Here is a 22180-nt window from a genome sequence, read left to right on the forward strand (position 1 = left end):
ATATGGCGAATAGTTGTGGGGATTTCGTCCATCTGCGCGTCCACACTGAGCTCTCCTTAGTCGATGGCGTTGTAAGGATAAAGGAGCTGGTGGCTGCCGCGCGGGATGCCGGCATGCCTGCGGTTGCGGTAACCGATCAGTCGAATCTGTTCGGAATGGTTAAGTTCTACCAGGCTGCCCTCGCCGCAGGTATTAAGCCGATAATTGGTAGCGATGTCTGGCTCGAAGATCCCGCCGCCGAACTGGGCCGCTCGCGACTGACCCTGTTGTGCCGCAACGTGGATGGATATCGCGCCCTGTCGCGCCTGCTGACGCGCGCCTACAGAGAGGGTACTAAGGGCGATACACCGGTCATCTCGCGGGATTGGCTGCAAGCCGATAGTAACGGGCTTATTGCATTATCGGGCGGATCTCACGGCGACGTCGGCCGTGCCCTGCTGCGCGGCGACCAGGAACTCGCATTAGAGTATCTGCGCGAGCATCGCCGGACATTTGGCGCTGACGGTTACTATTTAGAGCTGCACCGCCTCGGTCGCCCTGGGGATGAGCACCATCTTCATGCGGCAGTAGATCTGGCAGCCGCCGAACAGGCTCCGGTTGTAGCGACCAACGACGTTCGCTTCATGCGTGCTGAAGACTACGACGCCCATGAGGTGCGCGTCTGTATCCACCAAGGTCGCACCCTTGACGACCCTCAGCGTCCTCGCCCCTATACCGAGTCGCAGTATTTTGCATCGTCGGCCGAGATGGCGGAGCGCTTTGCCGATATCCCTGAAGCCCTTGAGACAACAGTGCAAATAGCTGCCAAATGCAGTGTCGATGTCGAATTGGGGACCCCCTATCTGCCTGATTTTCCGGTACCTGAGGGGCAGACTGTCGCTTCGCTGTTGCGCCAAGAGGCGCTGGTTGGGCTCGAGCAAAGATTGGCCGAGTACGGCGGTGTCGGCGATGACGCGAATCACGCCTGGTCAGATTATAAACAGCGCCTTGAGCATGAGCTCGATGTTATCGAGCAGATGGGGTTTCCCGGATACTTTTTGATTGTTGCCGACTTTATCCGTTGGGCCCGTGAGAACAATATCCCGGTAGGGCCGGGGAGGGGCTCGGGGGCTGGCTCGCTGGTTGCCTATGCCCTGGGGATAACCAACCTCGATCCGCTGCGTTACGACCTGCTCTTTGAGCGTTTTCTTAATCCCGAGCGGATCTCCATGCCGGATTTCGATATCGATTTTTGCATGGATAGGCGCGATGAGGTGATTGAATACGTCTCGCGTCGCTACGGAGCTGAGAAAGTATCCCAGATAGCAACCCACGGTACTATGGCTGCCCGGGCAGTGGTGCGCGATGTCGGTCGGGTCTATGGTCACCCCTACGGCTATGTTGATCGTATCGCCAAGCTGATTCCTTTCGAGTTGGGAATGACGTTGGATAAGGCCTTAGATCAGGATGAGGATCTGCGTGCCGAGTACGACAACAATGAAGATGTGCGCGAACTGATTGATACTGCGCGCCGCCTTGAGGGGATGGCGCGCAATGTTGGCAAACATGCCGGTGGTGTTGTCATAGCCCCTAGTGATCTGACCGACTTCTCGCCTCTTTATCGCGATCCGGAGGAGCGCTCTGACGCTGAGCCGTGGAAAGTGGCAACCCATTTCGACAAGGATGATGTCGAAGCGGTTGGCTTAGTCAAATTCGATTTCTTGGGGTTGCGGACTCTTACCATAATCGACTGGACGGTGCAGGCGGTCAACCAGATCCGCGAGCAGCGCCAAGAAGAGCAGCTGGATATCGACGCAATACCGCTCGATGACCCGGCAACTTTCGGTCTGCTCAAGCGCTGTGCCACCACCGCGGTATTTCAGCTTGAGTCGCGTGGCATGAAGGAGCTGATCAAGCGCTTGCAGCCCGATCGGTTCGAAGAGATCGTTGCTTTGGTAGCACTGTTTCGTCCCGGTCCGCTGCAATCGGGCATGGCGGATGAGTTTGTCGAGCGCAAACATGGTCGGGTCAATATCGCCGGTTATCCTAACCGCGAGCTACATCATCCCGATCTTGAGCCGGTTCTCGAGACAACCTACGGCGTTATTCTTTATCAGGAGCAGGTGCAGCGTATCGCTCAAGTGCTCGCCGGTTATAGTCTCGGTCAGGCAGATCTACTGCGCCGAGCCATGGGTAAGAAGAAGGCCGAGGAGATGGCCAAGCAGCGGGCTAGCTTTATCGCTGGCGCTCAGGCTAATGGGATAGCTGAGGAAAAGGCTGCCGGTATCTTCGATCTCATGGAAAGCTTTGCTGCCTACGGGTTCAACAAGAGTCACTCGGCCGCCTATGCCTTGCTCTCTTATCAAACCGCCTGGCTCAAGACGCACTATCCGGCGCCTTTTATGGCCTCTGTGCTTTCGTCGGATATGGATAAGACCGATAAGGTTGTTACCTTTCTCGACGAGGCGCGAGCAATGCAGCTTGAGGTGCTGCCTCCCGATGTTAATCGCAGTAACAAGCCATTTCGGGCCGTCGATGAAAATACCATTGTCTATGGTCTAGGCGCGATTAAAGGCGTAGGTGAGTCGGCCCTGGATGCGATTCTCGGTGAGCGTGAGCGCAATGGCCAATTCAGCGATCTTTTCGATTTATGCCGGCGGGTGGATACCAGCAGGGCTAATAAGCGTGTCCTTGAGGCCCTATGTCGCTCTGGTAGCCTTGATTCGTTAGTGCCTAACCGAGCTAGTGCAATGGCCCAAATACCTGCAGCGCTTGCTGCTGCAGAGCAATTTGCCCGTGACCAGGAGGTGGGTCAGAGTGATCTATTTGGCGGGTTGGCGAGCAACCCCTTGGCCGAAGGTTATGGACAAGATGCGCAGGTTGAATGTCCGGAGTGGCCTGAGGATGAGCGCTTGGCTGGAGAAAAAGAGACTCTCGGCCTTTTTCTGACCGGCCACCCGATAGATCGCTACGAACAGGAATTGCCTTACTTGACCACTGACCGGCTCCAACGTCTAGCTGCTGGGGCGTTGAGCAATGGCTCAGGAGGTGCCTCTAGCGCTTCGGGTAGAGGCAAGATGGTTAGCGCCGCCGGCCTGGTGATCGCATTGCGGGTGCGCAACACCGCCAACGGCGGGCGTTTGGCCAGTCTGACCCTGGATGATCGCACGGGCAGGATAGAGGTGGTGCTATTCCACGAGGTATTTGCTCGCTATCGCTCAATAGTAGCTAAAGATGCTTTGCTGATAATCAAGGGCAGTCTTGATTTTGATGATTTCTCGGGTGGTTATAGGATATCCGCAGAGGAGGTTTACAGTCTCGCTCAAGCGCGGGAGCGCAGCCACGCTAGGGTTGTGGTGCCAGTCAGCGCCCAGCGAGCGGCTAACGGATTGGTGCCGCAGCTGCGTGAGACACTCAGCACCTATGCCGATGGTTTAAGTCGGGTTGAGGTAAAGTATACCCATCCGCAGGCTCAAGCGCGCCTGCTTCTCGGCCCCGAATGGACTGTGCTGCCGAGTGATGATCTGCTTGAGCGTTTGCAGAGCCTAGTTGAGGATAAGGTTGAGATTGCCTATCCGCAGGCCAATTAGGTGTGTGCATCGGTTAGCCATGCCAGAGTTACCGGCTCCCCGTCACCACGGTTATCAAGGCTTTCTACCACCCGCCAAGCGTCGCTGAAGTCGTCGTCTTTGGTCCATTCATTGTATGTTATAAGGGTAGGGATCCCGGCTTTATTAGCTGCGGCTAAGCCGTTTACGGAATCCTCCAGGGCCAGGCAATTGTCTGGCGGCAGGCACAGCCTCTCAACTGCAAGTTGGTAAGCCTCTGGATCGGGTTTCTTGGCGCTTACATCTTCGCCGCAAATCAGCAGGGAGAAATAGTGGCGCTGTTTAGCTGGTAGGACGTACTCGAATAAGGCCTCTACACTCTCTCTGGCGCTGGTGGTTACTATGGCCAGAGTGGTGCCGCTCGAGTAAGCCTCTTCAATCAGTCGTGTCACCCCAGGCCGCGGTTTGATCGCGCCGGAGCGCAGGATATCTGTGTAATGGTGCCCTTTCTCCCGGTGGAGCTGTTGTGCATACTCGGCAAGAGTTTGGTTGCAATGCTCAGGTGGTGGGGTGCGCTTAAGCTGCTCTAGGATGCGTTCTCTACCTCCTGGCACTGCGGTAAGCAGGCGGCGGTATTCATCTTTGCTCCAGCGCCAGGGTAGGTTATGGGCGGCAAAGGTTTTGTTGAAGGCGGGCAGATGTCCTTGACCTTCGGTATCGGCGAGAGTGCCATCAACATCGAACAGTAGAGCTTGTGGGTTGTGTAAAATACTCATAAAGTTTGGCGGTCGACTTTTATCTTAAGTACGACGCTATCTCCCTTGTGGGTCAAATTGAGCACAGACTGAGCACAGGTAAAAATTTAGCACTAATGCTAAGGAGCTGGTACCTATGGCGCAAACGGCACAGAAGTACTCTGCGCAATTTAAGGAGAAGTTGGTTGAGATGGTTCGCGCAGGCCATAGTCCGAGTGATTTGGCCCAAAAATATACGCCATCTGCGAAGACCATCCAGCGCTGGTACCAGCAGGCGGTAGGCTCCGGGGAGCTGGATAGTGGGCAACCGGAGAAGCAGGATAAACAGGGGCAACATACGGACCAGATACCGCCACCTAATGAGGCTCGGGTACCAAATGGCGGGCAAGTAACTAAAGATGGCCAGGCACCAGAGAAGGTAACCAAAGATGGCCCTAAAGAGGGTCCTAGAGAGGGCCAGACACCCACAAAGACACCAGCAGCAAATAGTCGGGCTCCTGCAAAAGGCCGGAAAGCTACAAAGGGCCAGGCAACGACGAGGGATGGGTCCGCCAAAAAAGGGCCCACGCCCAAGAATGACTCGGCATCAGCGGAGGTTCTCAAAGAGCAGGGCTCAGCCAATCCCGTGGGTCAGCCAGAGAGCCAGAAGTCTGATAATGGGGCAGCTGCACAACAGCAATCCGCCACTGCTCAACCAGCCGCGCTTGCTCAGTCATCCACCCAAACTGATGAACCTCAGCAGGGGGCACCAAAAAAGGCCGGCAATGCTGATAAGGATAGATTAAAGCGTGGCCGGAAATGGCTCCGTAAGGGGGATGAAGTACGCCGGCGGCGTGGTGCAGAGGCGGCTCTACCTGCTTACACTGAGGCTATTGAGCTGCTGGAGATGGCTGCCCGCGACAGTGATGATAAAGCGACTCGGCGTGAGTGGGGGATAGCCCTGGAGAGGCTCGGCGATGCGGTATTTGCTACCGAGGGGCCGGGAGCAGCTCTGACCTACTATGAGCAGTGGCATGAGGTCGCCGAAGCATTGGTTGCCGAGCACGGCGGCATACAGGCGCGGCAGGACTGGAGTACTGCTTTACAACGGCTGGCGCGGGCTATTGAGATAAGCGATTCGCCCGAGCGCGCCTTGACCTATTATCGCCAGGCAGCAGAGCTATGCGAAGAGCTGGCTAATGAGCAGCATGATACCGGGCAGCAGGATGCCAAGGACGCCCGCCTGAGTTGGGCGCAGGCCCTGGATAGGCTGGCCGTGAATGTTGAGCGAGTAGCAGGCACCGAGTCAGCCCTGCCTCACTTTAGACGGGCCCTTAGTCTGCGCGAGGAGTTATGTGGTAGTAGTACCACTTTGCCAGCGCAGATACCCCAGAATCTGGCGCAACAGCTAGCGCGCGAGGCAGCGGCCCACTTTGCGCAGATGCATCAAGGCATGTTCGAGCATACCACTACCGGATATGCCCCCCGCCCGGCACTATCTTATGGGCAAACCAGCCCAGAAGAAGGCTATCTTGCTCAGCATAAAAGGCATACTGGTGAGAGCGGTGCAGCTCCTGCACATGCCCAAGTGGGCAGCCATGCAGATAGCGGGGCTTATAGTAGCGGTTCGGCTACCGGCGGTCGGCACCGAGTGGAGGCCTTTGATGCCGCAGAAGACCCGGGTCAACCGCTCGTTGATAGGGGGTTAGAGCATGCCCGCCGGGGCGATCAGCTCTACGAGCATTCTGGCCCTGGTGCGGCTATACCAGCCTATCGGCGAGCTATCGAGTTGCTTGAGGAGGCGGCTAGGACAACCGAAGAGGCCGAGACGTGTCGGGAATGGGGGGTAACATTAGAGCGTCTCGGTGATGCTTTGCTTGAGGAAGAAGGCCCGGATGAGGCCCTACCTTACTATCAGCACTGGTGTGAAATCGCTGAGACCCTCGCTGCAGAACAAAACAGCGTCCGTGCCTATCGCGATTACAGCGTGGCACTGAGCCGGGTGGGCTATGCCTTGCACTCATCGGAGGCCCCCCAAGCGGCCATGAGCTACTATCAAAAGGCTCTCGAGTTGCGCGAGGAGCTGGCCGCCGAACAGGGTACTACCGAAGCTAAAAAGGACTGGGCGTTGGCCCTGGAGCGCTTCGGCAGTGTCATAGAAGAGGTTGATGGGGCCCAGGCAGCGCTGCCGCGTTATATGCAAGCCCTGGAGTTGCGTCGTGAGGTCGCGGAGCGCCAGCCTCAAGATATCGCGGCGCGCCGGGCCTATGGTTTGGCTAATGAGCGGGCCGGTATGGCAGTTCTGACGGCGAACGGCCCTGAAGAGGCATTGCCTTACTTTCAGGCGCTCGCCGATGTCTTCACCCAGCTGGAGGAAGAGCTGGGCACCAGAGAGGCTGCCGAAGAGCGTGAGAAAGCGGATACCATGCTCGGCAAGATACAGATGGCTGTGATGTAGCCTGAGTTAAGCGCTTACTATGCGGTTGGCTATTTCGCCAAGGCCCTCTATATAGCACCTAGTTATATCTCCGGGTTGCAGGTATTCAGGTGGCTGGCGTGCGAAGCCGACTCCGGAGGGGGTTCCGGTGGCTATTATATCCCCTGCTTGCAGAGTCATGACATTGGCTAGGGTGGCAATTATCTCTGGTATGCGAAAGACCATATCTCGGGTGTTGCCGTCCTGCTTTAATTGATCATTGACGTAACTGCGGACGGTTAGGTTGTGAGGGTCATGTAACTGGTCAGCTGTTGTGATCCAGGGTCCCATGGGGCAGCTGCCGTCCATCGACTTGCCAAGGAAGAACTGCTTGTGACGGAACTGAAGATCGCGCGCTGATAGGTCATTGACTACTGTATAGCCAAATATGTGGTCAAAGGCGCGTTCTTTAGCAATATATCTGCCACCCTTGCCTATGATCAGAGCAAGTTCGACCTCCCAGTCAAGCTGTTGGGTCACTTGCTCGTCCAATACGATATCGCTGTATGGACCGATAACAGCGGTAGTTGCCTTAGTAAATAGCACTGGATACTCAGGCAGTTCCAGCTCTCTGCCCTTTGCCCGTAGCGACTCCTCAGCGTGTTCGGCATAGTTCATGCCAAGGCAGATGATGTTGCGGCGCGGGTAAGGTATTGGGGCCAGAAATGCCAATTCATCCAGCCCCGCTCTGGACCAACTATCTGATTGCTCGAGAAGTGTTTCAACCTCTCCTGTAGCGAGGGCGTCGCCCAGATTGGCCGGTTGCGGCGAGACAGCCCAGCAGCTGTCACTCTCTTGAATTGCAATGTGGTGCTTGTTTCGGTAGCTGACTGTAGTAATACGCATGGATTCCACCTGGCAAAAAAACCTACTTGTTTGCGGCACCCTTATCTGGAAACCACAGGATCCTTACTCCCGGCCGTGAACTGTACCTGTTATCGCAGCCAAAACCTGCCACGGCAACCGGCTTGCCATCAATATAAATCAGTGGCTTAGAGCTGCGCTCCCAGGGCGGTACGGCGAGGCTCTGGTAGAGGCGTTTGCGTCTTCTAGTGTCTCTTTTGCTGTCTTCATCTGCCAGCTGGGCAGGCAGATGGGCTGCGCTGTTTGGTGGCCAGCGTACTTCGAGGTTGCTGCGCAGGTATCTGGGGTCAAGGCCGCGAGCAGGGGAGAGTCGAGCCTCAAGGGTGCCGCCTGGCAGTTCCAGTGGTTCTTGAGGCTGCCACTGCCATCTGTTGCTAAGTGCCCCGGACTGCCCCGCTTGCATCGATTGGCCAGGGTGGGGAGAAGGCCTGGCGTCACCGGATAAGACGTTATGGTGCTCGTTGCTGCGAGGATCAAGGCAGAGGTATAGGTGGTCACGGAAGCGGCGCACCACCGCATCGGCCCAGGTCAGCACTGGGTTGGCGTCAGCTGCAGCATAAATCAAGCTATGCAAGCCGCTAATCAGATGCTCGCGCGGGGGTGGACGGACGCCGGAACACTCTAGCCAGCGCCTGACTATTGCTAGTCGGCGCTGTTCGTTGAGTTCGGCTAAGCGGCAGACACTTGGGTATCCGCGGGGGGCACGGACATAACGTAGGTCAGCGTCGAGGTAATGGTTAAGTAGCTGACGGTCACGGTTAATCGAGGCTGCACTGGAGTTGAGCCGCTTAGCGGCATCTGGCCAGCGTCGCTTGAGTTGCGGTATTACGCTCTGGCGTATATAAACCCGGTCGAAGGATGACTCGGAGTTGGCTGGGTCGTCGATCCAGGGCAGGTGGTTGCTATGGACATACTCATCAATGTCTTCAGCCCTTACCCCTAGTAATGGTCGGGCGATAGTTGATTTTGCCAAAGGTCGGTGGGGGGGGATGGCGCTTAGCGTGTTGAGGCCGCCACCGCGTAAGGCGCGGAGCAGAAATGTCTCAGCTTGATCGTCGGCATGGTGGGCTAGGATCAAGCAGTTGCCCGGCTCAAGGGCTTCGGTGTATGCAGCGTAACGTGCTCGTCGGGCGGCTGCCTCAAGGCCATCATGACTGTTCTGATCTACCTGCACCGCGGAGACAACCAAGGGTATTCCAAGATCGCTGCAGAACCTTTGGCAGTGTTGGGCCCAATTTGCCGATTCTGCGTGCAAGCCATGATCAACATGGATGGCGCTAAGCTCAGCGCTAAGCTGGCGCCGCTGGCGGGCTAAACAGTGCAGCAAGGCAGTGGAGTCGCGCCCGCCACTGAACCCTACTCGCAAGCCTGTAGCGTGTGGTGCTAATCGATTTAGCTGTGCGGCTAGTCGAGCTGGTTCAAGCACGTCCGCTCCGCCTACTCCTTGGGTTGGCCTATCTGCGCTAGGCGCTGATGGCGGTCGGTTACGAGCTGCTCAGGGGTCATAGTCAATAGCCGCTCCAGTTCCTCGCGCAGTATCTCCCGCATGGTGTTGGCCATGGATTCATAATCACGGTGAGCTCCGCCTAGTGGCTCAGGAATGACCCTGTCGATAATGCCTAAGTCATGGAGCCGGTCGGCCACCATCTGCATCGCCTCGGCCGCCTCCGATGCGCGCTCGGAACTCTTCCACAGGATAGAGGCGCAACCCTCGGGAGAGATTACCGAGTAGACCGAATAGCGCAGCATGAGCAGCCGGTTGCCAACACTTATAGCCAATGCTCCACCAGAACCGCCTTCTCCGGTTACTATGCAGATTATCGGCACCCGCAATTGGGCCATCTCTGCTAGGTTGCGGGCTATTGCTTCACTCTGGCCGCGCTCCTCAGCGCCCACCCCAGGGTAGGCCCCGGGTGTATCGATGAAAGTGATAATAGGTAGGCTGAACCTCTCAGCCATGTGCATCAGCCGGAGAGCCTTGCGGTATCCCTCAGGGCGCGGCATGCCAAAATTGCGCGCTACCTTTTCACGCGTGTCGCGTCCCTTTTGTTGGCCGATGACCATGACCGGTCGCCCCTCAAAGCGGCCAAGCCCGCCGGCGATGGCTCCATCATCAGCAAAAGCGCGGTCGCCATGCAGCTCTTGGAAGTCGGTAAACAGGTGCTCGACATAATCGAAAAAATGCGGGCGCTCAGGATGGCGCGCAAGCTGAACTATTTGCCATGCGCTCAGAGATGAAAATATCTTCTCGGTAAGGGCCTGGCTCTTCTCTTCCAAGCGCTGGATTTCCTCGTTGATATTTATCTCGCTATCCTGGCCGACATTGCGCAGCTCTTCAATCTTGGCTTCAAGCTCCGCTATAGGCTGCTCAAAATCGAGAAAATTCTTGCTCATCAGCACTCCACAGGCAGCATTGATATCCTTACCGCCCAATGATAGCACCCGCAGGAAGCGTTTCGAAGCTGCCGTTTGCTAATCGGCCAATTGGTTGCCCCGGTTTGGAAGAGGCAGTGAATCAATCCCCGGAGGCTTCATGGCGTCATCCCTGGCGCCATGATCTTAACCACCGGGGCATCCAATGGGCTCCGGGGAGTTTTATAGCAGCTAATTACCCAAGGCGGCGCCGGTAAGCCGCGAAGATTTCTGTTGGACCTGGATCTTTGCGGGTTTTCACGATTAGCGTCTGGCGTTCGCTGCGGTGAGCACCAGTCTCTTGCACTATTGTCTCATAGAGTGCTTGCGCGGCACTTGGAGCGGCTGTGTGAGCTTGGGTATTAAGCAGAGACTGAGGGTCGATCTCTATCTCGATTGGACAGCCGTCGGTCGTGGTTAGAGCCATTGTCCAGTTGTATTCGCCTGGTTGCGGAGGGCGTAAAGCAACCCCGTCAGCCTCGGCATCAGCGGGGGCGAAGAGGGGCTCAGCGAACGCTGCGGCCATTGCTCGCAGCGACTCTATTACCGGTCGGTATAGCTCGTAATCACTGTCGCTAGTCATCGGTCAATTCCAGCTTGAGGCGTAATGCGTGCTGCTCGGCCTGCTCATAAAGGCCGGTTTCAGGGCGTCCATTGAATCCGACATAGCTGTGCCGACCGAAGCGTTCCAGCCTTTGCAGAACTGCTTGGGCTGACTGCGCAGAATCTGCGCTTAGTGCCAGAATCGGTTCGCCGTAGCCGCCGGTGGTGCTCCATGCTACAGTCTCTCCAGCAACCGGTGGCGAGCGACGGAAGATGCAGGCTTGGGCGTCCTCTAAGGCTTGCTCGATATCTGCCTCGCTACCCACTATCAATTTTGCTCTCCCTTCGGCCTCGTTAAGTTCGCGCACGTCGACTTCGCCTTTGAACACCTGTCTGGCTACGCTGGGCAACCCCTCGGCCGATCCTTCGCTGGCTTTAACAAGCGATACTTGTTCAGCAAGTTGTATCTCGCGCAAGGTGTTTACCCGTTCACCCCGAGCAAGTTGGCGGTAGGCGTGGTGGTCTGGATCTATCTCAAGCTTTTCAGGTCGCTCCTCCAGGTTAATAGTGGCGCTCTTTGTTTGTCCCGGCTGAAGAGCTATTTCGTGCTGGTGGCGGGCCTCCGCGCCATGGATAACTATTGGTACTAAGCTAGGGTAAGCATGCTCCGGCCAGTGGAGTTCGAGCTCTACTGCGTAGCCTTGATCAAGGCTGTGGGCAGTGGCGCTTGTGAGTCTTAGCTCTGGGGTCTGCTCGGTAGTTAGAAACCAAAAGAAAAGATCATTGACCTGTTCTGCATCTTTGCCGCTGCGCCTAGCTGTCTCGGCAAATGTGTGGCGCAGATCGTGCCAGCCGGCCCACTGATGGCGGTGCGTTTGATAAAAATCGCGAACTGCCTCGGTAAATACCTCGTCACCGAATTGTCTTTTCAGGGTGTGGAAGAGAAAGGCGCCGCGTTGATAGCCAACGATGTCATCTATTCTCGATTGCTTGTGGCGAAAGTTTACCAACGGGTAATTCATGTCCTCTGGCAAAGCGGCCTGATCGCGGAGCCAATCGCCACGCATGCGTTTCGCCTCTGCCTTGCTGCGCTGCTGGGCTTGGTAATAGTCGCCCATATACTGGGTTAGGGCTTCACTCCAGTTGCCATCACTGTGGTCGGTATAGACGCCCCGTCCCCACCAGTTATGGACAACCTCATGGGCCAAAGAGGTAGTGGGGATGAATGGCAGCTGCAATACCTCCTCACCTATGTAAGTAAACCCCGCAAAGGCTAGGCCTACCGGCAGAGGGGCAGCTACTACCGAATAGCTGCTGTGAGCAGCAGGCCCTATCCATTCGCTGTAGGTGTCGAAATATTCGCCGGTATATTCGAGATAGCGCTCGCTAAGCTGCCCTAGATGCTCAGGAAAGAATGTATAGACACGGCCGTGCTGAGTCTGGCGTGATTCCTTTTGCCAATCTCCACCAACCACGGTTATACCGGCTGCCGGTTCACTGTGATTGAATGTCACCCGGCGCATGCCATTACTGCGGCTCTCCTCGCCCCGGTCGCCTTCGGCAACAACCTGAAGTTGCTCGGGGAGAGTGACGGTAAGCTCATAACCAAAGGGTTGCGGGCTAATCCGCGGGTACCAGCCACTGGCAGGCGTCAACAGTACGCTATCTTGCCGGATATGGGCGGGCAAATTGGCTGCGCTGGCCATAGGGGCCCCACTCCAAGAGATCTTGGCATAAGCTCCCTGCTGCGGCTCTATCGTTATGCCTCGCGCACCAAGCCTTTCTGCTTGGGCATTTTCAGCCTTTGTGCTAGTGATAGTAAAGCCTGGCCCTAGAGCCAGGGTTACCGGCTTGCCGTCTTCCAGCTCGAGCCTCATCGTGCCGCTGAGTTCGTTCCGCTCTAGGTCAATCGATACCTCTATACTCGCTTGTGGGGGGGTGCTGTCACTGTTCTGGGGGCTGCAACCCCACACTCCCAACAGCGCAATGGTTAGGGCTAGAATTCTTATCATCTCTACCGGCCGCCACGACAGCCACAACGGCGCTGCAAGCGGAGTCCACATGACTCTGGGAGAGCAGATTTTGGCAGTGTCCTTATCCATTTTGGTTCCCAACCGGGTTTTGCAGTTGCCCCGTTAAGTCTCCCTAGATTGGCCTGGTTAGGCAAGAGAAACTCGGTAACCAATGGTTGCTGTAAGAGTAGCAGAAAGTTATTAGCAAGGCGTTTAGCCTTGCTATGATATGGCACAGCAAAGCGATTCAGAAAAATTCCGCCAAACCTTTGCCAAGCGTCTACGCCAGGCAATTAATGATTTCGGCTATACTGGACGCGAGCAGAAGGCTCTCGGTGAGTTGTTTGGAGTTACAGGGCAGACGGTGCAGAAATGGCTTGATGGTACCGCTATGCCAACCCGTGACAAAATGCCCAGATTAGCTTCAATCTTGGCGGTGCGGCGTACTTGGTTGGAATATGGCGAGGGGGATAAGAGGCCTAGCTACGCCATAAGTGAGCAGCGCGGTTCAGCCTACAAAGAGGATGACATAATAGAACTCAAGGAGAGCGAGATCAATCTGCTGCTGGCCATCAGAAGGCTGAGCCAGCAAGATCGGGAGGCTCTGGAGCATATCATTATGAGCTGGTCAGGCCTGTCAACCGGCTGAATTGCTGTCGGCAAGTTGCCGCCCTGTAATCCATTTGTTAAGGTTCATGTCTTCCTGATATGGACCTCCCACTTCCCATGACGCGTTATATTTTCATTACAGGCGGCGTAGTTTCCTCTCTTGGCAAAGGCATCTCGGCTGCGTCTTTGGCGGCCGTGCTGCAATCGCGAGGGCTCTCGGTAACGCTTATCAAGCTCGATCCCTATATCAATGTCGATCCGGGGACGATGAGCCCATTTCAGCACGGCGAGGTGTTCGTTACTGATGATGGGGCTGAGACTGATCTTGATTTAGGTCATTACGAGCGTTTCGTTCGTACTCCCGTTACCCGTAACAACAACTATACGACCGGGCGGATCTACGAGAGCGTTATCCGTAAGGAGCGTCGCGGTGACTACCTGGGTGGAACGGTTCAGGTTATCCCCCACGTTACTGATGAGATCAAGAACAGTATCCAGATAGGTGCTGATGATTTCGATGTGGCGCTGGTCGAGATCGGTGGCACTGTCGGCGACATCGAGTCACTGCCTTTCCTCGAAGCTATTCGTCAGATGGGCAGTGAACTAGGTAGAGAGCGATGCCTGTTTATACATCTTACTCTGGTGCCCTTTATAGGCACGGCCGGAGAGATGAAGACTAAGCCCACTCAACACTCAGTCAAAGAGCTGCGCTCCATCGGCATCCAGCCGGATATCCTAGTCTGTCGTGCCAACCGGCCGATCCCCGAGGAGGAGCGGCGCAAGATTGCGCTGTTTACCAATGTCGAGCCGCGCGCAGTCATCACGGCGCAGGATGTCGACAACATCTACCGCATACCTGAGTTGCTTCACCAGCAGGGATTAGATCACATCGTCGCTGAGCGCTGGGGGCTTACGCTTCCGCCAGCCTCCCTGGCCGACTGGCAGCATGTCGTCGATACCATGGCCAACCCCGAGGGCGAGGTCAATATAGCCATGGTCGGCAAGTATGTTGATCTCACCGACGCGTACATGTCGTTAAACGAGGCACTGCGCCACGCTGGGGTGCAGACTAGACAGCGGATAAATATCCGCTATGTCGATTCAGACGGCTTGGAGCGTGAGGGTCAAGCAGCACTTGAGGGCGCAGATGCGGTCCTGGTGCCAGGGGGATTTGGTGAGCGGGGCATAGAAGGCAAGATACTAGCGGCTCGCTATGCTCGCGAGAATAACGTGCCCTATTTGGGTATTTGCTTGGGCATGCAGGTCGCAGTTGTCGAATTTGCCCGCAATGTGGCCCGTTTGGAAGGTGCTCACAGTACAGAGTTTATCCGTCACCCGCATCATCCCGTTATTGGTTTGATTACCGAATGGATGACTGAGGAGGGTGATGTCGAGGTCCGTGATGAGGACGCCGATCGTGGTGGTACCATGCGCTTGGGGGGACAGCCATGCAGATTGGCTGGCGACACTCTGATTAACCAAATATATGGCAAAGATGTGGTCGTCGAACGGCATAGGCATCGCTACGAGTTCAACAACCACTATCGAGATCAGCTCTCTCAAGCCGGCATGACATTCTCAGGTTGGTCGCAGGACGGGAGGCTAGCCGAGGTCGTTGAGATCCCCGACCACCCCTGGTTCATCGGCTGCCAGTTTCATCCTGAGTTCACTTCGACACCGCGCGATGGGCATCCGCTCTTCTCCAGTTTTGTCCGCGCGGCGGTTAATCATCGAGACGGCTCTTAGGTATAGCTTTACGCTCAGGGGTGGCGCTTGAGAAGCTACCTAGTAGAACCGCAAGCAATTTTCGTCATGAGCGAGCGTGAGAAACATGGAACTTTGTGGCCGTAGGGTAGGCTTAAATTACCCGTTTTTTCTTATAGCCGGGCCATGTGTGGTTGAGTCTGAAGAGATGGCCCTGGAGAGCGCCGGCATTTTGCGCGAGATTGCTGATGAACTGGGCATTCTGCTGGTGTATAAATCTTCGTTCGATAAGGCAAATCGTTCCTCACTAAACAGCTATCGGGGGCCGGGGATAGAGGCCGGACTCAGGGTACTGGAGAGGGTGCGCAAGGAGATCGGCGTTGCGGTAATTACAGATGTCCACGAGGATACACCCTTGGCAGAAGTGGCCAGCGTGGTAGATGTACTGCAAACCCCTGCTTTTCTCTGCCGGCAGACCAACTTTATTCAATCAGTCGCCTCTTGTGGTTTGCCGGTAAACATTAAGAAAGGCCAGTTTCTAGCCCCTTGGGATATGAGCAACGTGGTTGAAAAAGCGCGGGCGACTGGCAATCAACAGATTATGGTCTGCGAGCGCGGCGTCTCTTTCGGTTACAATAATCTCGTCTCTGACATGCGCTCCTTGGCTGTGATGAGGGCTAGTCAGGCACCGGTGGTCTTTGATGCCACTCACTCTGTGCAGTTGCCGGGGGGGCAGGGCAATGCCTCGGGTGGGCAGCGCGAGTTTGTCCCGGTTCTAGCTCGCGCAGCGGTAGCTGCAGGAGTTGCTGGGCTGTTTATGGAGACTCATCCGGATCCCGATAAGGCGCTTTCCGATGGGCCCAATGCTTGGCCATTGGAGGGAATGGCGAAGCTACTACAAGCATTAGTCGAACTCGACCAAACAGTGAAAGCACAAGGCTTCATCGAACAACAGGAGAGCTACTGAACATGGCAAATATAGAAAAAATTACCGGCCGCGAGATTCTTGATTCGCGCGGCAATCCGACAGTTGAAGCGGATGCCTATCTTGATGATGGCAGTTTTGGCCGTGCCGCGGTTCCCTCTGGTGCTTCGACCGGTAGCCGTGAGGCGGTGGAGCTGCGTGATGGTGAGGGGCGCTATGCCGGCAAGGGGGTCGGCCGTGCTGCTGATCATGTAACTACCAGCATAAACAAAGCGTTACGGGGTCATGACGCCAATGATCAGCAGGGTCTTGACCAGCTTATGATTGAGCTTGATGGCACCCCTAACAAGAGCAATTTGGGGGCTAACGCCATCCTTGCAGCATCTATGGCAGTTGCCCGAGCTGCTGCAAATAGTCGCGGGATTTTACTGTTTCGCCATCTGCATGAGCAAGGTGTCGAGCCCAAATTACCCGCCCCTATGATGAACATCCTCAACGGCGGTGAGCACGCCGACAATAATGTCGATATCCAAGAATTCATGATCATGCCGCTCGGCTTTGAGCGCTTCAGTGAGGCCCTGCGCTGTGGCGCAGAGATTTTCCATGCCTTGAAGAAGGTTCTCGGTGATCGTGGCCTGGCTACTAGTGTGGGTGATGAAGGCGGCTTTGCCCCCAATCTCGATTCTAATCAGGCGGCGCTAGAAGTGGTAATGGAGGCGATCGACCGAGCTGGGTATCGCGCCGGCGATGATGTGGTGTTGGCGTTAGATGTTGCAAGCTCTGAGATCTATGATAGCGGCGTCTATCGCCTTGCCTCCGAGCAGCGTGATTTCGATGCAGCTGGGTTTGCCGACTATCTGGCTGATTTAGTCGACAGATTCCCCATAGTATCGATCGAGGACGGCATGGATGAGTCTGACTGGGACGGTTGGAAGTTGCTTACTGAGCGTCTCGGCAATAAGGTTCAATTGGTTGGTGACGATCTGTTTGTTACTAATCCAAAGATTCTGCAGAAAGGGATAGATTTAGGTATAGCCAATTCGATCCTCATCAAGCTCAATCAGATTGGCACCGTAACCGAAACCCTTGAAGCGATCCGCATTGCGGATAACGCCGGCTATACCTCTGTTGTTTCTCACCGTTCAGGCGAAACCGAGGATGTTACTATTGCCGATCTGGCGGTAGCTACCCGTGCTACGCAGATTAAAACCGGTTCATTGAGCCGCTCCGACAGGGTGGCAAAGTACAATCAATTGCTGCGCATAGAGGAAGAGCTTGCGTGCGATGCCTGCTACCTTGGTCGTGAGGCGTTAAAGCCGCGCGGCTAAAGTTAGCTTCGGCGGGGAGGATGTGTTGCGCTGGGTTATAGGCGCTCTGGCGTTGTTGTTAGCATTGCTGCAATTTCAGCTATGGTTCGGTCCGGGGAGCGTGCCAACCCTAATCGAATTGCATAGTAGCCTGGATGAGCAACGTCAGGCAAATGAGCGAGCTCAGGCACGCAACGACGCCTTGGCCGCGGAGGTAGAAGATCTGAAAGAGGGTCTTGATGCCTTGGAGGAGCGCGCCCGTTACCAGCTTGGCATGATCCGTGAGGATGAAACTTTTTATCAGGTGATCGAGGAAGATTGACTTGAGATTGTGGGCGGTTATTCCGGCAGCCGGTGTGGGGCGGCGTATGGGCGGCGGTCAACCTAAGCAGTATCGAGAACTGCTAGGTAGGCCTGTGATTGAGTGGGTTATCGAACGGCTATTAGGCCACAGCAGGGTTGCGGGAGCGGTGGTTGCTGTAGCTGCGCACGACCCTTATTGGGATAGGCTTGATTTCGCCACTACAAAGCCCGTAAAGCGCGTTGACGGGGGAGCAGAAAGGCAGGATTCAGTACTGGCTGCCCTAGATCATGTGGTCGAGCTAGGTGGAGATGATGACTGGGCGCTGGTGCATGATGCAGTCAGGCCGTGTCTGAGTGAAGAAGAGCTCGACCGGCTGATCAGCTTGGGCACCAGTAATGACCATGGCGCTCTGTTAGCCAAACCGGTGGCAGATACACTCAAGCGCAGTGAAGGGTCGCAGGTTGCGGCGACTGTACCGCGAGACTCCCTATGGCAGGCCCAGACTCCGCAGCTGTTCCCTGTGGTTTTGCTGCGTGAGGGCCTTGGTGATGCCCGTAGTGCTGGTGTACGCGTCACTGATGAAGCGCAGGCAGTTGAACGCCTGGGAGGTAAGCCTCTGTTGGTTCCTGGGGATCCTGCCAACCTCAAGATAACCCAACCGGAGGATTTCGATCTCGCTGCAGCGATACTTAAATCGCGGCGCGATTCCCACGGGGAAGAATTATAGATATGCGAATTGGTCAAGGATTTGATGTCCACAGCTTTAGCGCCGCTGGCGAGGGGTTTACCCTGGGTGGGGTATGGATCCCCTATGAGCGCTCTCTAGAGGCCCACTCCGATGGTGATGTTCTGCTGCATGCGGTTACCGATGCCCTCTTGGGTGCGGTGGGCTTAGGTGATATAGGGCATCACTTTCCTGATGATGATCCGCGCTGGAAGGGTGCCGATAGCAGTGAGCTACTAGCCAGTACCGTGATGACAGCGCGGGAAGCCGGTTGGCAGCCGGTCAATGTTGATGCAACTGTTATCGCCCAAGCACCAAAATTGGCCTGCTACATTAGCGAGATGCGCCAGAGGACTGCTAAAACCCTGGAGTTACCTGCCGAGGTGGTCAATATCAAGGCAACTACCAGTGAGAGGCTGGGTTTTACCGGTCGCGGTGAGGGTATAGCCGCTCTGGCTGTGATCCTGATGGAGCCAGCTATCAAGGCTCAGCGGTGATACCGGCGTATCCTCCTCTGCCTGGTACGGCAACAGCCCGCACCTATCCGGAAGATTTCATCGTCACCGAGGTCCTGGGGTTCACCCCCTCAGGCGACGGCGAGCATCACCTGCTGCAGCTGCGCAAGCGTGGCTGGACCACAGAGGCGGTTGCTGGCTTGCTGGCTAGGCATTTTGGCCTCGCGCGTTCTGCTGTCTCCTACGCTGGCCGCAAGGATCGCCATGCCGAGACTACGCAATGGTTTAGCCTTCATGCCCCGGGGGATAAGCGGTCAGTCGAGCCGGGCCAGATCGCCGAGGGGGTGGAGGTCATCGCTGCTACTCGTAATGATCGAAAATTACGGATAGGCTCATTGCGAGCCAACAAATTTGTCATCACTTTGCGCAGTGTGGAAGCCCCTCGCGGTGAAATTGACAAGCGTCTGGTGACCTTGGCCCACCATGGTATGCCTAACTACTTTGGCGAGCAGCGTTTTGGCCGCGATGGCGATAATTTTGAGCAGGCCTGTGCTTGGTTGTTGGGCGAGAAGAGGGTACGTAACAGGTCAATGCGCAGTACTCTGCTCTCTGCGGCACGAGCTGAATTGTTCAATAGGGTCTTGGCCGAACGGGTCGGGGAGGGCAGCTGGGATAGGGTGTTGTCTGGTGAGCGGGCGATGCTTGACGCTAGCCATAGCCATTTTGCTGTCGTTGAAGCGGATAAATACCTTGCCAGTCGGGCGCGGCACGGGTTGGTGCATCCCACCGGGCCCCTGCCAGGACAGCACAGAGATGCCCCTGAGGGTGTTGTGGGGCAGTTGGAGGAACGAGTGCTAGCGCCAGCAGCGGAGCTCATAGCGGCCCTGGAGCGCCAAGGGCTAAAGGCGCAACGTCGCGCCTTAAGGGTAATGCCGCGCAATTTGAGGTGGCAATGGCGAACTCCAGACAGGCTAGAGGTATCTTTCCAGTTGCCTGCCGGATCTTATGCTAGCATTTTGGTCCGAGAAATTGTCCGCACCCGGACCTGACTAGCTAAGCGCAATGGCCCTAGGGCTGCTTTCTGAGCAGCACATATACTGCACCTGTGCCGCCATCAAAAGAGGGCGCCGAGGAGAACGCCAGGATATCATCACGTTGACGCAGCCACCTATCTACTGCGGCCTTGAGTACCGGCACCCCGTGGCGAGAGCCGCGGCCTTTACCGTGGACGATCCTGACGCAGCTGATGTCGCGTTGTTTGCAGGAGTTCAGGAAAGATTTCAGTTCTGAGCTGGCATTTCTCAAAGTGCTGCCGTGCAGGTCCAAGTGTGCCTTCGGCTTGAACTGGCCGCGGCGTAGCCTTTGCATTACCCGCCGTTGAACTCCGGGGCGGCAATAGCTTATCTCGTCGCCGACCTCAATACCGGCCCAATCGGTAGGTGAATTGAGTAACTCATCAATCACTTGCTGTTCGTCGGCCTCTAGCTGTAATGGGCGCGGGGCCGGAGGGCGTTTCCGAGTGTCTGCTAGATCGCTATGGAGCGGGCGGGCGTCAGCGACTGCCTGCCGGAACAGGTCCATCTGTTCGTCGTCATCTGGCAACTCGGGGTCTTCGGCTTGCTGCGAATCGTCCATGGCTAACATCTGCGCTGCATGACCGCGGGAACAACCAGTATACTAGCAGCGAACAAGCGAGAATTTACAGGAGACAAGAGGGCGCCTCTAACAATTTGTTGAGCTTCGTAGAATTGCCGCCGGGGAGTCATGGTGCTCTGGGGGGCGGCTGGAAAGCATCCGGTTAAGAGTTGCTGGAGATGGCTCTAGAGTAGGAGTGGCGGGGCTCACAGCGGTTGTTTCAAGAAGCGCCTAGCAGAGCTATGTATATATTGATAAGCAATGATGACGGTTATCAGGCTGAGGGCATACTTGCGCTTGCTGCTCGGCTTGGCAGCGTGGCGCGGGTTACTGTAATTGCCCCTGAACGGGATCGCAGTGGAGCCAGTAACTCTTTAACCCTGGAGGATCCGATTCGGGTCAGCCAGGTTGAGGCAGATCGCTATCGGGTACAGGGAACGCCGACAGATTGTGTCCACGTAGCACTGACGGGGTTCTTGGAGCAGGATCCGGATATGGTCTTTTCGGGCATCAACGCTGGGGCCAACCTTGGCGATGATGTGCTCTATAGTGGCACAGTCGCCGCTGCCATGGAGGGCCGTTATCTTGGCCTGCCGGCTGTGGCGATCTCGCTTGCCGGAGGCCCGCGGCCTATCTATTTTGATTCTGCAGCGCGAGTAGCGCTAAAGTTACTTGAGCAGATTCAGGATGATCCATTGCCGGTTGATACTATCCTCAATGTCAATGTGCCTGACCTGCCCTGGGATGAGATTCAGGGACTGCACGCTACTCGTCTCGGCTCCCGTCACCGGGCCGAGGCGGTTATCAAAGAGCATGATCCGCGCGGTAGGCCGATATACTGGATAGGACCGCCCGGCTCAGAGCAGGATTCCGGTCCCGGGACAGACTTTTACGCTGTGCGTAACGGCTATGTATCGGTAACCCCGATACAAGTAGATCTCACCCGTTACTCGGCCCTGGAGCAGGTCAGCGGATGGCTAGCGGGGATAAAAGTATGATCGGACGCGCTCGGGGTGGTTCAGAGGGTGTTGGCATGACCTCACGGCGGACCCGTGAGCGTTTGGTTGAGGCTATTGCTGCGCAAGGGGTCAATGATGCGCGTGTACTTGATGCGCTACGCGAGGTGCCGCGCCATCTTTTCATCGATGAGGCGTTGCAGAGTAGGGCGTACGATAACACCCCTTTGCCGATAGGGCATGGCCAGACCATATCGCAGCCCTGGGTGGTGGCGCGCATGAGCGAGTTGCTGCTCGAGCCAGGAGTGCCAGAAAGGGTGCTTGAGATCGGTACTGGGTCAGGTTATCAAGCTGCGATACTCGCCCATTTGGTGCCGCAAGTCTATACCGTAGAGCGTATTGGAGCCCTGGTTCCGCAGGCGCGCCAGCGTTTACGCCAGGCCCGTCTGTACAATGTGCATATACGCCATGGCGATGGCTATCAGGGCTGGCCAGAATACTCCCCCTACGACGGCATCATCTTAACTGCCGCACCCCATTCTATCCCTGAGCCGTTACTCGATCAGTTAGCTGTAGGTGGGCGAATGGTTGCACCTATTGGCGGCGCTGGTTACCAGGAGTTGTTGGTTATCGATAAGACCGCCGAGGGGATAGAACAACACCGTGCTGCCGGGGTGACCTTTGTGCCGATGGTGCATGGGCGCGGGTAGATTTGCTGTCTCTTTAAAGAACCTCCGCAAACTCCCAGGGGCCATTTAGTTGCCCCGGTATGGAGGACGCCGTAAATCCATCCCTGGAGGCTTCATGGCGCCATCCTTGGCGCCAAGACCTCCATACCGGGGCAACTAAATGGCCCCTGGGAGTTTTTAGAGATACACCTTAGAGAGCAAGGTACCGCCTGAACCAAATCCATTAGCGCCATGTTAGGTCAGCCATAGAGGAGGACGCTGTGGCTGTGGGTCCCCCTCGACCCGCTGTGCCATGTCCAATCCT

At 56.2% G+C, this 22180-nt stretch carries 19 protein-coding genes; 12 read left to right on the forward strand and 7 right to left on the reverse strand.

Annotated elements, in window-relative coordinates; genetic code table 11:
- The first annotated feature begins 2 nt into the window (after positions 1-2).
- Entirely contained in the window at positions 3-3569 is a 3567-nt protein-coding gene (gene dnaE / locus HH1059_RS03880; RefSeq protein WP_096408505.1) for a DNA polymerase III subunit alpha, read from the forward strand.
- On the opposite strand, the gene HH1059_RS03885 is transcribed toward dnaE, so the two are convergent.
- Positions 3566-4303, reverse strand: coding sequence for an HAD-IA family hydrolase (locus HH1059_RS03885; RefSeq protein ID WP_096408508.1), 738 nt, complete (start codon positions 4301-4303; stop codon positions 3566-3568). The genes dnaE and HH1059_RS03885 overlap by 4 nt on opposite strands.
- Before the next feature lie 115 nt (positions 4304-4418).
- Here HH1059_RS03885 and HH1059_RS03890 point away from each other — a divergent pair, with 115 nt between their 5' ends.
- Complete coding sequence (locus HH1059_RS03890) at positions 4419-6719, forward strand: hypothetical protein (RefSeq protein ID WP_096408510.1); 2301 nt, start codon at positions 4419-4421, stop codon at positions 6717-6719.
- 6 nt (positions 6720-6725) lie between these two features.
- On the opposite strand, the gene HH1059_RS03895 is transcribed toward HH1059_RS03890, so the two are convergent.
- The 5 genes from HH1059_RS03895 to HH1059_RS03915 all read right to left on the reverse strand — a co-directional run bounded on the left by HH1059_RS03895 (position 6726) and on the right by HH1059_RS03915 (position 12568).
- Entirely contained in the window at positions 6726-7583 is an 858-nt protein-coding gene (locus HH1059_RS03895; RefSeq protein ID WP_096408513.1) for a fumarylacetoacetate hydrolase family protein, read from the reverse strand.
- 22 nt (positions 7584-7605) lie between these two features.
- On the reverse strand, positions 7606-9027 hold the full coding sequence (tilS, locus tag HH1059_RS03900) for a tRNA lysidine(34) synthetase TilS (protein ID WP_096408516.1): 1422 nt from the start codon (positions 9025-9027) through the stop codon (positions 7606-7608).
- Positions 9028-9038: 11 nt separating this feature from the next.
- Positions 9039-9995: an acetyl-CoA carboxylase carboxyltransferase subunit alpha gene (locus HH1059_RS03905; protein WP_096408518.1), complete on the reverse strand. Its 957-nt coding sequence runs from the start codon at positions 9993-9995 to the stop codon at positions 9039-9041.
- Between the two features lie 214 nt (positions 9996-10209).
- Positions 10210-10596, reverse strand: a complete 387-nt coding sequence (locus HH1059_RS03910; RefSeq protein ID WP_096408521.1) for a hypothetical protein — start codon at positions 10594-10596, stop codon at positions 10210-10212.
- Positions 10589-12568, reverse strand: a complete 1980-nt coding sequence (locus HH1059_RS03915; protein ID WP_162549348.1) for a M1 family metallopeptidase — start codon at positions 12566-12568, stop codon at positions 10589-10591. The genes HH1059_RS03910 and HH1059_RS03915 overlap by 8 nt, the downstream gene beginning before the upstream one ends.
- Positions 12569-12797: 229 nt before the next feature.
- Between HH1059_RS03915 and HH1059_RS03920 the strand changes: the two genes are divergently transcribed.
- The 8 genes from HH1059_RS03920 to truD all read left to right on the forward strand — a co-directional run bounded on the left by HH1059_RS03920 (position 12798) and on the right by truD (position 19645).
- Positions 12798-13217, forward strand: coding sequence for a hypothetical protein (locus tag HH1059_RS03920; RefSeq protein ID WP_096408526.1), 420 nt, complete (start codon positions 12798-12800; stop codon positions 13215-13217).
- Between the two features lie 77 nt (positions 13218-13294).
- The gene (locus HH1059_RS03925; RefSeq protein WP_179948775.1) at positions 13295-14923 is read left to right on the forward strand and encodes a CTP synthase; all 1629 of its coding nucleotides are present in this window, start codon (positions 13295-13297) and stop codon (positions 14921-14923) included.
- Positions 14924-15008: 85 nt separating this feature from the next.
- The gene (kdsA, locus tag HH1059_RS03930) at positions 15009-15848 is read left to right on the forward strand and encodes a 3-deoxy-8-phosphooctulonate synthase (protein WP_096408528.1); all 840 of its coding nucleotides are present in this window, start codon (positions 15009-15011) and stop codon (positions 15846-15848) included.
- 2 nt (positions 15849-15850) lie between these two features.
- Positions 15851-17134: a phosphopyruvate hydratase gene (eno, locus tag HH1059_RS03935; RefSeq protein WP_096408531.1), complete on the forward strand. Its 1284-nt coding sequence runs from the start codon at positions 15851-15853 to the stop codon at positions 17132-17134.
- A gap of 25 nt (positions 17135-17159) precedes the next feature.
- Complete coding sequence (gene ftsB / locus HH1059_RS03940; protein WP_096408534.1) at positions 17160-17435, forward strand: cell division protein FtsB; 276 nt, start codon at positions 17160-17162, stop codon at positions 17433-17435.
- A 1-nt stretch (position 17436) separates the two neighbouring features.
- Entirely contained in the window at positions 17437-18144 is a 708-nt protein-coding gene (gene ispD / locus HH1059_RS03945; RefSeq protein WP_275951806.1) for a 2-C-methyl-D-erythritol 4-phosphate cytidylyltransferase, read from the forward strand.
- Positions 18138-18638 (forward strand): 2-C-methyl-D-erythritol 2,4-cyclodiphosphate synthase, encoded by a 501-nt coding sequence (ispF, locus tag HH1059_RS03950; RefSeq protein WP_096408536.1) that lies wholly within the window; start codon positions 18138-18140, stop codon positions 18636-18638. The genes ispD and ispF overlap by 7 nt, the downstream gene beginning before the upstream one ends.
- Positions 18635-19645 carry a tRNA pseudouridine(13) synthase TruD gene (truD, locus tag HH1059_RS03955; RefSeq protein ID WP_096408539.1) on the forward strand — a complete coding sequence of 337 codons (1011 nt, stop codon included), beginning with the start codon at positions 18635-18637 and terminating at the stop codon, positions 19643-19645. The genes ispF and truD overlap by 4 nt, the downstream gene beginning before the upstream one ends.
- A gap of 19 nt (positions 19646-19664) precedes the next feature.
- Here truD and HH1059_RS03960 read toward each other — a convergent pair whose 3' ends face one another.
- Complete coding sequence (locus HH1059_RS03960; protein ID WP_096410323.1) at positions 19665-20231, reverse strand: Smr/MutS family protein; 567 nt, start codon at positions 20229-20231, stop codon at positions 19665-19667.
- Between the two features lie 242 nt (positions 20232-20473).
- Here HH1059_RS03960 and surE point away from each other — a divergent pair, with 242 nt between their 5' ends.
- Together surE and HH1059_RS03970 are read left to right on the forward strand one after the other, a co-directional pair.
- Positions 20474-21229, forward strand: a complete 756-nt coding sequence (gene surE / locus HH1059_RS03965) for a 5'/3'-nucleotidase SurE (RefSeq protein ID WP_096408541.1) — start codon at positions 20474-20476, stop codon at positions 21227-21229.
- Positions 21226-21897: a protein-L-isoaspartate(D-aspartate) O-methyltransferase gene (locus HH1059_RS03970; protein ID WP_096410324.1), complete on the forward strand. Its 672-nt coding sequence runs from the start codon at positions 21226-21228 to the stop codon at positions 21895-21897. Before surE ends, HH1059_RS03970 begins: the two co-directional genes overlap by 4 nt.
- Positions 21898-22180: the final 283 nt, after the last annotated feature.

The sequence above is a fragment of the Halorhodospira halochloris genome (assembly GCF_002356555.2).
Classification (GTDB): Bacteria; Pseudomonadota; Gammaproteobacteria; order Nitrococcales; family Halorhodospiraceae; genus Halorhodospira; species Halorhodospira halochloris.